The sequence below is a fragment of the Algoriphagus aurantiacus genome, assembly GCF_035156405.1.
Lineage (GTDB): Bacteria > Bacteroidota > Bacteroidia > Cytophagales > Cyclobacteriaceae > Algoriphagus > Algoriphagus aurantiacus.
Window position 1 is genome coordinate 143,470 of sequence record NZ_JAXRUT010000005.1, and the last position, 13,249, is coordinate 156,718.

Sequence of the window (13,249 nt, forward strand, 5' to 3'; positions counted from 1 at the left end):
TAAAGCTTGACTGTTTAATTTCCACAACAGACTGAGTGAACTCATCGTGCTTTTTTATAACTCAAGGATCTTTGCCCACTGGCGAACAAAATTGTTCGATGGATATGTTGCGTTAAGTAGCTTATATGTCAAATCAAGCCAATTTGAGGGGTTTCGAATGGCATGGAAGTAGAAGAGTAGCGAGTATCAAGCTTGCCTACCGAAGGTAGGAGTCTAGAATCAAGAACCGGAATGGAACAATACAACCTTCCAATCTTTCAACAATAGGGCCATGTGGAAAAATTACTTTACTCTTTCGATTAGAAATTTACTCCGTAGTAAGACCTCTTCCTTCATCCATATTGCAGGGCTGAGTATTGGGTTGGTTTCCACCTTGATGATCCTGTTCTATGTTAATTTTGAGCGCAGTTATGAAGATATGCATTCCAAAGCTGATCGTATTTATCGCATCACACTGGATATTTACAATGGAAATGAATTTGTACTTAATGATGCCCAGATCTACCAATTGGTGGGACAGGAGTTAAAGGAGCAAATGCCTGAAGTAGAAGATTATGTGCGGATGTTTCCAATGGAACCTATGGAGTTTAAAGCTCCTTCTACCAATGTAAAGAGCTATGAGTCCAAAGTATATATGGTAGATGAATCCATGCTGGATATTTTTTCATTTGAATTCGTAAATAATCAGGCTATATCCAAATTTTCGGAGCCTTTTAAAGTGATTATTTCGGAAACATTGGCTAATAAGTATTTTGGAAAATCTGATGCTGTGGGTGAGATACTCCACTTTCCTTATGATTCTACTCCGCTGGAAGTAGTGGCGGTGATGCGGGATTTGCCACAGAATACCCATTTGAAATATGATTTGCTGATCTCACATGTGACACTGCCTATTTTCCAAGGGTGGTATGCTGATAACCTTTGGAACGGTAACAATGAGTACACTTTTCTCTTGATGAATGAAGGGGGTGACTTGGCTGATTTTAACGAAAAGCTGGTGAAATATTCTGAGGATCATGTGCAAATCAAAAATGAGATAGTTCTTGCTGAGCCTATTAAGGATATTCATTTGTATTCAAATAAGACCTATGAACCGGAAGTTAACGGCAGTGCACAGACTGTTAATTTCATGTTCTTGATAGGAATACTGGTGATGGTTTTAGCTTGGATCAATTATACCAATTTGTCCACGGCCAAAGCGATGGATCGGGCAAAGGAAGTTGGTGTCCGAAAGACGATCGGTTCGAGTAAAATGCAATTGATCTTGCAATTTTATAGTGAGGCATTTTTGATCAACTTGATTTCTGCTGCAGTTTCAGTTGTAATATTCTTATCACTTTTACCGTACTTCAAAAACTTCAGTGGGGTAGATCTTTCAGTACATCACTTTGGAGAATTTAAGCTCCTTCTTTTAGTGATGGGATTGGTATTTTTCGGAACCTTGGTCTCTGGGTTTTATCCCGCTATAGTGCTTTCGGGATTTAAGCCAATGCTTGTATTAAAGGGCAAATTCAGTAATACAGGCAAGGGTGTAGTCCTCAGAAAGAGCTTGGTTTATGTGCAGTTCATTGCCTCAGTGGTTTTACTCTGCGTGTCCTTTGCCGTTTTCAAACAAATGAAATTTCTCAATTCCCAGGACTTGGGAGTAGCTATTGACAATACGTTGGTCATTCGTACTCCTCAAAGTGCAAACTCTGATTCCTTACATAATAGTTTGATCCACAAATTTGAAAGTCTGGCTGAGCAAAGTAGCTGGGTGAGGGAAGTCACCCGAGCGGGCTCTGTACCGGGATCAGAAGTTAAGGATATGAACTCCTCCAGTGGTGTGAGAAAATTAGGAGAAGATGAGAAGGAGGGAAGCTATACCTATTATCATTATGGTATTGAGAATGATTACCCTAAGGTAATGGGACTTGAATTTTTGGCGGGAAATCCCCTAGAGCCTGAGACTCCTGGCGAGCAGGTTTTAATCAGTGAAACCGCCATGAAGCAGATAGGTTTCAATTCTCCTGAGGAGGCAATAGGGCAAAAAATCTCCTTTTATCTAAGCGATAAGCCATCAGAAATTCATGGGGTATTTAAGAATTTTCATCAACGCTCACCGAAGGAAGCCTACATGCCACTTATTCTATGGAAAAGTGATGCATCACCTAATTTTATTATCAAACTGAATACGCAGGATTCTCAAACAGCTGTTGCGGGGCTGGAGGAAATTTGGCAGCAGGTGTATCCTGATTTCAGTTATGATTATTATTTTCTGAATGACATGTACAATGCCCAATACCATCAGGAGCAACAATTCGGAAAGACAGTCTTGTTATTTACGTTTCTGTCTATTGTGATTGCCGGCTTAGGTTTGTATGGTTTGTCAGCATTTATGGTACAGATCCGTACCAAAGAGATAGGAGTCAGAACGGTTTTAGGAGCATCCAAACCTTCTTTGATATGGATTCTTTCCAAAGGCTTTCTTGGAATAGTCGGTTTGTCGGGCCTGATAGCTATTCCCATTTCCTACTTTTTGATACAATCCTGGTTAGGGAATTATGCCAACAGGTTTGATTTAAGCTTAGACTTATTTGGCATTCCTTCGATTTTCATTCTGTTGATCGCAATGCTTACCGTAGGAAGTCAAACCCTAAAATCAGCCTATGCTAATCCTGTGGATAGTCTGAAAAGTGAATGAATAGTTAGTAACAAGTATCAAGTATCAAGGGCAAAGAGCCAAGATAATAGTATTACAACCCTTCGACCCCGATAGCTATGCGGGACGCTCAGGGTGACACTTTAGAACCAAAATACATGCATCAATAACTACACACTTAAACATCTAAATCCCATGAGTCACATCGCCATTCCAATCCCAAACCTTCCCGGGAAACAAAACATTGATATCCAGGTGATCATCAACAACGAGGTAAAGTCGCTACATTATAAAGTAGAGCTATTCTACTGGGATGATTGCCAAAATCCCACTGCACACAGAGCAGATTGCATTTCGGAAATGCTGACCAAGCATGACCCAAATTGGACAGTGTATTACATAGGAGCTCCCACGGATAAATTTGTACCCATCACATTTGTAGATAGGGAGAGCAAGAAGTGGATGCAGGTGAGATGATTTTGGACTTGCGATTTTAGAATTACGATTTTCGAAATCAAATAAAGCTGTTAGGGAGAGCCAAGAATCATGAGACAAGATTCTAGAATCAAGAATCAGATCAAGCCTGCCTACTGAAGGTAGGAGCCAAGAGTTTAGAATTGAGAATAAAAATGCTGGCTTTTCAAGGCAACTTGAGAACACCGCAGCGGACGACAAAACTGTCCGCTGTAGGTGAGATAGCATTGAAATAATGAATGCTGAATGTCAAATAGCGAAGACTGAAGCTTAGAACTAGCCTTCTACTGTTCCAAAACTTAACTAGGATCTAAATTTCTGAGGATGCTTATTTATCCGCTTCCTTGGCATAGCCAAATACCTTTTGGAGTAAGGGGGAAGACCGGGCAGTGATGCTTTCCCTGATTTTAAGTTCTTCCTTCGCTATTTCTACAAATAGGCCATCAATCGCTTTTCTGGTCACATAGGCCGTAAGGTCGGTGTCTACCTTTTTCACAAAAGGAACTTTGTTGTATTTGGTCATCACATCCTCCCAGTATTTTGTGGCATCGGTTTTCTTCAAACTGCCATCTATAATCGGCGAGAATTTCTCAGTGAGCGCGGGAGAAGTTGTGGTATTGAAGTAGCTGGTGGCGGCATTGTCTTCTCCCAAAAGAATGTTTTTTACATCACCAATGCTCATTTGTTTGATCGCATCCGTAAATATAGGTTTAGCTTCCATGGCAGCATCTTCGGCAGCGCGGTTGACACTAGTGATCACCTGATCTACCATGTTGTCCAAGCCCATGGAGCGAAGCGTTTTTTCAATATTTTTAGCTTCTTCCGGAAAAAGGATTTTGACATCAAGATTTCCCAAGTACCCGTCTTTCGCCCCCAGACGCTCCGCACTGATTCCTGTGGCTTTTTCCAGGGCTTCTTTCAGGCCAGAGTTGATTTCGTCATTACTTGGGATTTTGATTCCCTGACCTATAGCACCGGTGATGGGTGTGAAGGTAGTCAGTGAGACCAAGAAAAATGTGAGAATAAAATAGAAGGAAGTTGGCGTCTTGTGATGCATGAGGTAGTTTATTAGAAGTGCTAGTCTTTGAAGACTTCCGAATCAATAGTATGAATAAATTCCCAAACGTATTGATCTCAACACAGTTTTAAACGGCAGAGATTTTTTTATATAGTTTGATCGATATCTTTTTCACAGGATGCTTACTTTTCAGCTCATAAGCTTTTGTGCTATGCTTTATAAAAGCCCTTCAATCACCTCAGGAAAGTGCTTGTGCTCCAGAGTATGCACTTTCTCAGCTATGGAATCGGGTGTATCGGAATCGGTGATTGGGGTGGAAGCCTGGAAAACTATTCTTCCTTCATCGTAATTTTCATTGACCAAGTGGATAGTGATTCCTGTCTCGGAATCACCTGCGGCTTTTACAGCTTCGTGCACAAAACTTCCATACATACCCTTTCCTCCATACTTAGGTAAAAGAGCTGGGTGTATATTCACCATTCTATCTGGAAAAGCTCTGATCAAATCGACTGGGATTTTCAATAAAAAACCTGCCAGAATCACCCAATCGATATTTTCTGATTGGAGTTTCTCAAGTAAAATACCAGCATCCATTTCCTTGCGGGTAAAAGTAAACGTGGGGACTTCAAATTTCTTTGCCCGCTCCAATACAAAAGCTTCTGCCTTATTGGATGCTACCAGCGCAATTTCTGCTTTTTCAGAATTCTGGAAGTGAGCCATGATTTTTTCAGCATTACTACCGCTTCCGGAGGCTAAGATTGCGAGGCGTTTCAAAGGATTATGGGGTTTTGATGAGGTACGAAATTAAGGGTTATCTCACGTAAAGAAGCAAAGACGCAATGAGTTTTTAAACTGTTGAAGTTTATAAAAACTCGAAAGCATTGCTGTTAAGTTCCTACGCCGAGGTCTGTCTCACAGACCAAACGGAATATTTTTTAAACATTGTCTTGAGTTCAAGACAAATTATGGAACAAACTGTCTTGGACCCAAGACAGTTTTGACTCTGAATGTTTAGCCCTTCAACTCTCCGCCGAGCCGAGACTAGCTGCTCAGGATGACAGACTGAAAACTGATCACTAATGACTAACCCCTCACCTGCCCATTTCCTCTCACTATCCACTTATAGCTGCATAGTTCTTCCAAAGCCATTGGGCCGCGGGCGTGAAGTTTTTGGGTACTGATACCGATTTCGGCTCCAAGTCCGAATTGAGCGCCGTCGGTAAAGGCTGTGGAGGCATTTGCATACACAGCAGCAGCATCCACTTCAAGAAGAAATCTTTCAATGACTTCCTGGTTTTCTGCCACAATAGCCTCAGAATGCTTGGAAGAATATGCGGCGATATGATCTAGTGCTTCATCCAGATTAGCAACGGTCTTGATCGCTAATTTCAATCCTAAAAACTCAGTGCCAAAATGAGACTCTTCAGCTAGTGATATCAGTTCATTGCTGACCAAAGCAGCAAGAGCTTTTTCATCTGCGAAAATCTGAACCTTGCTTTCAAGCATTGGCTGAATGATGTCATTCAAGACAGGAAGATGAACTTCGTGAACCAGCAAACAATCCAAAGAATTACAGACGCTTGGTCGGCGGGTTTTGGCATTGAAAGCTATTTCCTTTGCTTTCTCCAAATCAGCGGATTCATCCACATAGGTATGGACTATTCCTGCTCCGGTTTCTATTACGGGCACTTTTGCATTTTCCCTTACAAAATTGATTAGACCTTGCGAACCTCTAGGGATAATCACATCTACAAAGCCAACTGCTTCCAAAAGCGCTTTGGTGGCCGCCCGATCTGCAGGTAAAAGCTGGAATGCATCAGTTGGCAATTCATTAACAGCCAATACTTGATGGATCAAACTCATAATGGCTCGATTAGAATGATCTGCATCAGATCCGCCTTTCAGTACCAAGCCATTTCCTGATTTCAATGCCAGGGTGAACACATCAAAAGTAACATTTGGTCTAGCCTCATAAATAATTCCTATCACTCCGAGAGGCACAGTCGTTTTTTCTAGAGAAAGACCGTTTTCCAGCGTTTTGCTTTCCAATACATGATGTAATGGACTTGGTAATGCACTTACCTGGATGATTTCCCCTGCGATATTTTGAATCCTTTCTTCAGTTAGCAAGAGCCTATCATACATAGGATTGTCCTTCTCCATTCGATCCAGATCTTTTTGATTTTCAATAAGGAGAAAGTCGGTGTTTTCCACTGCCGAAATTGCCAGATTGTGCAGCACCTGATTGACCTTCTCATTGCTGAGACCGGTCAGCTTCCTAGCTGCTTTTTTTACTCCTTCAAATATATGTTGGTACTCAGTCATGATCGAAAATATAGAGGTAATCGTAATGTATTAATGCTTTTTGGTTCTTTTGGCCAATTCTTTCATTGGCTATTTTGGAGGAATACTCCGCGCGACCAAGGCCGATTTTATGGCCAGACTCATCACGAATAAGCAAGATGTCTCCTTTGGAAAACTCACCTTTCAATTTAATAATTCCAATTGGCAGCAGACTTCGGATTACTTCGGCCGTAAGAGAGCCTTTTGCTCCTTCATTAATTGTAACTTCTCCTACATAATAATGCTCGCCATGTGCCAGCCATTTCTTAGCGCCTTGCTTGGCTTTCTGCGGCTCAAACCAGGTGCAGCGCAACGTTTTGTCTGCAAATTCACCCAAAACGTTTTCACGCTTGCCGTTGGCTATGATAACCTGTATGCCCAGATCAGCTGATTTCTTGGCCATGGCGTATTTGGTTAGCATTCCGCCACGCCCGAAAGATGACTTAGAGGCTGAGATATAATTTGAGACTTCAGGCATGCTGGAAGCTACTTTTTCTATGAGTTCAGAGCTGGGGTCAGAAGGATTTCCTGTGAAAATCCCATCCACATTTGTCAGCAACATCATCGTATCCGCATTGATCATTGCAGCTGTGAGGCTCGCGAGTTCATCGTTATCAGTGAACATGAGTTCCGTGATTGTGACCGTATCATTTTCATTGATAATTGGCAATATTCCCTGAGACAACAAAGCCTGTACGCAGTTTTTCATGTTTAGAAAATGCTTTCTATCACGAAAATCCTCCTTTGTCACTAAGATCTGAGCAACGGGCTGATTATGCTTTTCGAAGAAGTTTTGGTATTGATTGATCAGGCGAATCTGCCCAGTAGAAGCCCATATTTGTTTTTTAAACACGGGATTGAGCTTATCAGGAAGTGGAATAGCTTGTCTCCCAAATGCCACCGCCCCAGAGCTCACCAGCACGATTTTCTTCCCGCGAGAAGTCAAATTCTGAATTTGCGCCACTAGCTTCTCCATGCGCTCTAAATCAGGAAGTCCGTTTTCCTGAGTGAGTACATTCGACCCAATTTTGATTACAAGTAATTTGCTGTCTAGCATGATTGAAAAATTTGCCTGAAAATAGGGAAGATTTGGGACTTATGACCTTGGATTTAAGATTTACGGCCCTGTTCCGCGGATTTATCCGGAACATGAGTGCTTTATGTTTTTTGATTTCGTTTCATAAGCTCTCTTGATTTATTACTTAATGTTTAGCCATGTTCATTTCCTTTATAAATCCACATGGGTTCTGTATCTCCTGCTTTTGTGAAACCGGCTTTTTGATAGAAATTGATTGCTTTTCCGTCTGCTGTTAACATTTGCATGTGAAAATGCCCATACTTTTCCTGCATTTTACTAATAATCATCTTTCCAATTCCTTTTCCTTGAAAATCTGGGTGAATAAGTAAATGAGGGTAGTAAACGACCAGAAAACCGTCTGAAATAGCATTGCCAATTCCAACAAGTCTATCCTTGTCCCATGCTGAGAATAGGGAATGGGAATTCATTAGTCCGTTATAGAGCTCACTTGGTTTGTCTGCAGAGCTCCATTTGTTGGCACGATATAATTCTAAAATGGCTTCAATCTTTATATTTCTTCTATCGGATATAATTATTTCCATATCGTGATTTATTAGTTACAAGAGATTATTTAGCTGTGTGTAGTTTAACTCCAAAATAGAATGAGGCTTTGAACAATTATTGAAATTCGTACATAGTTAATCTGGATAATATGTAAATCCAGCTTATAATAACGCCATGCTCAGTGTCCCTACCAGCATCAAGATCTTGGCGATTGCACTTAATTGAGTAAAGTGATCTTTGCGGTCAGCAATGTAAATCCTATACATGAAATAGGTGAAAAAGATCCCCATACCTCCGAAATAATAGAAAATTAATGGTCGATTTAATTTGAAGGTTACGATCAATATTGCACAGACAAATACTGCGGCAATCAGGAAAATAACCGCTTTGGTCTTACGAAATCCAAGAACAATTGGAAGTGTACGACAGCCGTGCTTTCTGTCTCCCTGTCTATCTTCGATGTCTTTGATAATCTCCCGGATTAGGTTGAGGAAGAATGCAAAAATGGCGTAGGTCAGAACCAATAATTCTGATTTTTGGAAATAGAAACCAATCAAATAAATGGAAATACCCGTAAGCAGCGCAACTGTGAAATTGCCAATAAATGGTTGCCTCTTAAGCTGATTGCTGTACAGCCAAAGCAAAAAAGCTGCTACAAAATTGATCAAGGCAACGGCAGGATTCACCAGATAGCCTAAACTTATGGCCGTAAAATTAAGAAGAGTGTGAAGAAAGATCACCATGCGTCGCTTAATTCCCTTGCCTACTACTACGTTTCTAGGTCGATTGACATAGTCGATTTTGACATCGTAATAATCATTGATCATATAGCCCGCTGCAGTGATCATCATAGTGGACAATACCAGAAGGTAAAGCTTATAGTCCTGAAGTACAGGCAAACCTGAATTGGTAGTCCCTATTAAGAAATAAGCCGTCATTAACTGTGCGAACCCCACCATCAGCAGATTAATAGGTCTGCTGATCCGAAAAAGCCCTCGGATCGAAATGATTCTGTCCATAGTCATGGTGTCCATACGTCAAAAATAGATTCAATTCCTGTCACATCTAGGGAAAAGACTAAGTATGTGGAAATTAAAGAATTTGATAGACGAAGTCCTCTTTTTTTGGTTTTAATATTCCTCATATGTCTGCTGCAACTGATTTTCAATGAGTTGACAGATATTAGTTAGTAAAAGTGTCGTTAAGGTTCAAAGTTTTGAGGTTGTCCCATAACCCTGCTAAAAAACTAAAGTTTCTATTCAAGCCCTAAGTGATCTGGTACAGAATCTGGGATTTATTTCCCCATGTAGCTCAATTAAACAAGTCATTCACTTTGCAAAAGCAATTATGTGCTTTTTGATTAATTTGATTTAAATTTAGAGTAGCGCCATGCAAGTATGGTTCTATTTATACTTAAAGTGTTTTTTGTTCAAGGTTGTAAAGTTTGACAGCAATTCAGATTTTCAAAAGTGAGTTCTTTTGGGGAGTCTCAAGACCATGATATTGCCTCTAGCATATATTTTGTAACTATCTACTAAACTATCTCACATAACAATATGAAATACGAAAAACAAAATCTTATGTCTGGTATAAAAAGAGTCACGAATTTTTCAGAAGGACTGACCTCCTTGATTGCAGGGACTTATGTATTGTCTTTGGCGGTAACCAAAGGAAACATGGCACTTAGGATTGCACTCGGTATTACTGGTGGGTATTTGATTTTGAGAAGTGGATCCAAATTAAATTCGGGGTTACATTCGGATAGTTTTGATGAAGGCATTTAATGAACCTCCCTGAAATATTTAATTTTTTTTTGTTTTGCAAAAGCAATTCCATTAATGATGTAGCCTGCTGTTTTGTTTTCAACCGGAAACTATTTCAATTGGAAATTGGCTAGAGGAATAGTGATTTTAGCTTTGTCTTACATATTAATTAGAGATTGAGGGACTCTCAAATCCAAGTTTTTTCAATCCCTCCTGAATTTCCGGTGCGCCCATAAATAATTTCCAGCCCAATCCTGTTCTGTAATTTTCAATCATGGTGACCATCGGGCCTTGGTCGATGGCAAGATATCGATTAGGGTAAAAGTCATGCTCAGGACTCATCGCATCATAGAAACCGTATCTGCCCAAAACTTTTTTACCGTAATTGTAATAGAGGTTTTTGATCACTTTCATAGATTCCTCAGGGGTGTAAGGAATGGAGGAAATAGCTGCTGTCGGAGAAATAACTCCTGTGTCGTTACCAGGAAAATGGGCATTGTAACCATTGATAGAGTAGGAGGCAGTGAGTCCCCACAGATCTTCACCATATCCTGCAAATCCACCTGAATTCTCAATCGCCCAAGCCCTATTGATAAGTGTATGATTAGTGTTTTCCTTTTGGTAATCGGCATACTGATCTTTAAGTCCCATTGGGTTCAAACCCAGATAGGAATAATGTGCCCAGAAAAGCGGTCCACCCATCTTTTCGGCACCGTTATGTTTGAGTTGGAGCTCATAGCCGAAAGCTTCATTTTTAGCTTTGATCCCACCACTTCTTGCCCAGCCTTTGTGGTAAACATCCGGATCTACAGTATGGGTAGGTGAGGATGCAGCCAACACATATGTAATCAGACATTCATTGTAACCTTCCAGTGGGAAATTCATCTCCCACGCATATTCGGGAGACCAGTGCCAGTAAAGCACATCCTGTCCATCCTGCGTGTACCAGCTCCAGTCCATTTCTTTCCATAGTTGATCAATTCGGGATGCTACAGCTTTTTGGCGATCATCACCTTCTTTGAAATATTCCCGCACAGCGATCAGACTCTGCATCAAGAAGGCTGATTCCACCAAGTCACCACCATTATCTTTCTGTCCAAAAGGTTGCACTTTACCCGTTTGACCATTAATCCAATGTGGCCAAACTCCTTTGAATCGGTCTGCTTTTTCCAGAAATCCCACGATCTTTTCAAATCGTGCAACTCCCTGTTCTTTGGTGATCCAACCTCTTTCCATTCCTGCGATCAGCCCGATAATTCCCATTCCAGATCCGCCGGTGGTCACTACATGAGCATCGTTTTGCGGATATTCCCCATCCAGGTGAATCCGTTCTGGTCCCATTCCTGAATTAGGCTCTGCACCATCCCAGAAATAGCGGAACGTGTAAAACTCCACCATATCCAACAGCTCTTCATCCGTCATTTTATGGGTTTTGGTAGTGGCTCTTCCGACGATTGTAGAATCATCTCCGGAGTGAGCCCTTATCTCATAATCCAGCTCAAGTTCGGTCCCCAGATCGTTTACAAAATCCAGGTAAATAGTATCTTCCAGCACCGCTCTTCTCGTATAATTTTCATCATCCATGCTGACCCAGACCTCATAGGAATCTACCTCTGGAGCTTTTTCCCAAGCCAGTTCCACATGAATATCGTATGGGGTTGCTTTGATGGTGTTTACTTGTTCTTCAGATTTAGAGCATGCAAGAGTAAGTACTGCCGGGCAGATTAAGGAGAATATGGATTGGGTTTTCATCTGTTTATAATTGTTTTTCAATAGTCATATAGCCTGTTCCGAACTTGATTCGGGAGAATCTCGCATAGTTGATAATCATCCCTCCGTGTGTTGCTTGCAAAATGCTCGATTTCATGACTTAAAAATAATTGGAAAGTAAGGATAAAGTAGAGACTCCCGCCCACGTAAGTAGGCAGGAGTCAATGTGCTTAGTAGCCTTGGTTTTGGATAATAGAACCTCCGCTAATATCGATTTCAGACTGAGGCACAGGATAGACTTCATGCTTATTAGGTGTCCAAGTGATGCCCAATTCTGCAAAGACTTCCTGAGCACGACCTTGTCTTACGAGATCAAAATAGCGGTGCTGCTCCATAGCAAGCTCTACTCTACGCTCTTGGTAAATAGTTGTTCTCAAGTCGGCTTGATCAGTTACCGTCACATCTGGTAAAATACTGTCATCACCTTGGCGTGCTCTTTCACGCACCATATTTACATACTCTAATGCTTGGGTAGGATTTCCAATCTCATTCGCAGCCTCGGCGGCAATCAATAGCAGATCAGCATATCTGAATAAACGAATATTTGCACCACTGTTTCCAAAACCAGAAGGTGGTCTCTCAGGAAGCCAAACTTTTCTGCTGAATCGCGCATTTTCACCCATATTAGGATCGGCTGCCACTACTTCTCCGGAAGGTAATGTGTCTCCATCATTGATGATTGTAGCGGCTAATCTAGGGTCATTTTCCTCATAAGCTGCCATCAAATCATCTGAGGGGCTATTGAATCCCCAGCCGTTATTTGGATTGCCACGGATTCCCTGCACTTCATTGAACTGGGCTCCGCCTCCGCCTGCTTCTAGAGCTACGGTGGAAACTTCGAAAATACTCTCTGAAGAATGCTCGCCTTCTCTGCGGAAAATTTCTTCGTAATCAGGGTATAGTTCATATTCACCGCTAGTAATGACTTCTTGGGCTAGATCAAATGCTTCTTGGTAATCATTTTGGAAGAGATGCACTTTTGCTAAAAACGATTTTGCAGCTCCTGCTGTAGCTCTTCCCAACTCAGAGGCTGGGTATTCAGATTTCTCAGGAAGATTTGCTGCCGCAAAGCTTAGGTCTTCTTCAATGAAGTCATAGATCAAATCTTTTGAAACGCGGGTTTGCTTGTATTCATCTGGATTCAGCGGATGATCGATCAATGGAAGATCACCATAGGTACGAACGAGAAAGAAGTAGAAATATGCCCTTAAGAATCTTGCTTCACCGATAAGTCTTGTTTTCAATTGCCCATCCATATCGATTTCAGGCACGTTTGCGATCACCTGATTTGCACGAAAGACTCCTTGGAAGTATCCGGACCAGATCCCATTGACAGCAGTATTATTTGCATCAAAGGTGAAGTCGTTTATATCCTGAAGAAAGCCTGCATCGCCTGGCACAGACCCCTTGTCGGCATCATCTGAAGCAATATCTGTGATTCCAATGTAGGAGAATACATGTACGTTGAAGTTTCTCAGATGTGAATAGGTTGCATTCACAGCTTGTGTTGCCTGCAGTTCATCTTTGAAGAAATTCTCAGAAGTGAGCTCACCTAAAGGTGCTTTATCCAAATAATCTTCGCAGGACATCAGACCTACACTCATCAGAATGCTGAGTCCAACTGCTGCTATTTTATATTTAATCTTATTTTGCATGGT

General features: G+C 41.2%; 11 protein-coding genes. 3 read left to right on the top strand and 8 right to left on the bottom strand.

Annotated features, from left to right (window positions below):
* Window positions 1–271 precede the first annotated feature (271 nt).
* Both SYJ56_RS07170 and SYJ56_RS07175 read left to right on the top strand, forming a co-directional pair.
* Window positions 272–2,683: an ABC transporter permease gene (locus SYJ56_RS07170; protein ID WP_323832967.1), complete on the top strand. Its 2,412-nt coding sequence runs from the start codon at window positions 272–274 to the stop codon at window positions 2,681–2,683.
* A gap of 153 nt (window positions 2,684–2,836) precedes the next feature.
* Entirely contained in the window at window positions 2,837–3,118 is a 282-nt protein-coding gene (locus SYJ56_RS07175; RefSeq protein ID WP_086498493.1) for a hypothetical protein, read from the top strand.
* A gap of 325 nt (window positions 3,119–3,443) precedes the next feature.
* Here the strand turns inward: SYJ56_RS07175 and SYJ56_RS07180 are convergent, their stop codons facing one another.
* The 6 genes from SYJ56_RS07180 to SYJ56_RS07205 form a co-directional block, all read right to left on the bottom strand.
* Window positions 3,444–4,172 carry a DUF4197 domain-containing protein gene (locus SYJ56_RS07180; RefSeq protein WP_323832968.1) on the bottom strand — a complete coding sequence of 243 codons (729 nt, stop codon included), beginning with the start codon at window positions 4,170–4,172 and terminating at the stop codon, window positions 3,444–3,446.
* 177 nt (window positions 4,173–4,349) lie between these two features.
* Window positions 4,350–4,907: a phosphoribosylglycinamide formyltransferase gene (purN, locus tag SYJ56_RS07185; RefSeq protein ID WP_323832969.1), complete on the bottom strand. Its 558-nt coding sequence runs from the start codon at window positions 4,905–4,907 to the stop codon at window positions 4,350–4,352.
* 309 nt (window positions 4,908–5,216) lie between these two features.
* Window positions 5,217–6,458: a glutamate-5-semialdehyde dehydrogenase gene (locus SYJ56_RS07190; RefSeq protein ID WP_323832970.1), complete on the bottom strand. Its 1,242-nt coding sequence runs from the start codon at window positions 6,456–6,458 to the stop codon at window positions 5,217–5,219.
* On the bottom strand, window positions 6,451–7,533 hold the full coding sequence (gene proB / locus SYJ56_RS07195) for a glutamate 5-kinase (RefSeq protein ID WP_323832971.1): 1,083 nt from the start codon (window positions 7,531–7,533) through the stop codon (window positions 6,451–6,453). The genes SYJ56_RS07190 and proB overlap by 8 nt, the downstream gene beginning before the upstream one ends.
* Window positions 7,534–7,685: 152 nt before the next feature.
* Window positions 7,686–8,096, bottom strand: a complete 411-nt coding sequence (locus SYJ56_RS07200; protein WP_323832972.1) for a GNAT family N-acetyltransferase — start codon at window positions 8,094–8,096, stop codon at window positions 7,686–7,688.
* A gap of 123 nt (window positions 8,097–8,219) precedes the next feature.
* Window positions 8,220–9,083 (bottom strand): geranylgeranylglycerol-phosphate geranylgeranyltransferase, encoded by an 864-nt coding sequence (locus SYJ56_RS07205; RefSeq protein ID WP_416377790.1) that lies wholly within the window; start codon window positions 9,081–9,083, stop codon window positions 8,220–8,222.
* 555 nt (window positions 9,084–9,638) lie between these two features.
* Here SYJ56_RS07205 and SYJ56_RS07210 point away from each other — a divergent pair.
* Entirely contained in the window at window positions 9,639–9,842 is a 204-nt protein-coding gene (locus SYJ56_RS07210; protein ID WP_323832974.1) for a hypothetical protein, read from the top strand.
* Between the two features lie 144 nt (window positions 9,843–9,986).
* On the opposite strand, the gene SYJ56_RS07215 is transcribed toward SYJ56_RS07210, so the two are convergent.
* Both SYJ56_RS07215 and SYJ56_RS07220 read right to left on the bottom strand, forming a co-directional pair.
* Window positions 9,987–11,573, bottom strand: coding sequence for a glucoamylase family protein (locus SYJ56_RS07215; RefSeq protein WP_323832975.1), 1,587 nt, complete (start codon window positions 11,571–11,573; stop codon window positions 9,987–9,989).
* 188 nt (window positions 11,574–11,761) lie between these two features.
* The gene (locus tag SYJ56_RS07220) at window positions 11,762–13,246 is read right to left on the bottom strand and encodes a RagB/SusD family nutrient uptake outer membrane protein (RefSeq protein ID WP_323832976.1); all 1,485 of its coding nucleotides are present in this window, start codon (window positions 13,244–13,246) and stop codon (window positions 11,762–11,764) included.
* Window positions 13,247–13,249: the final 3 nt, after the last annotated feature.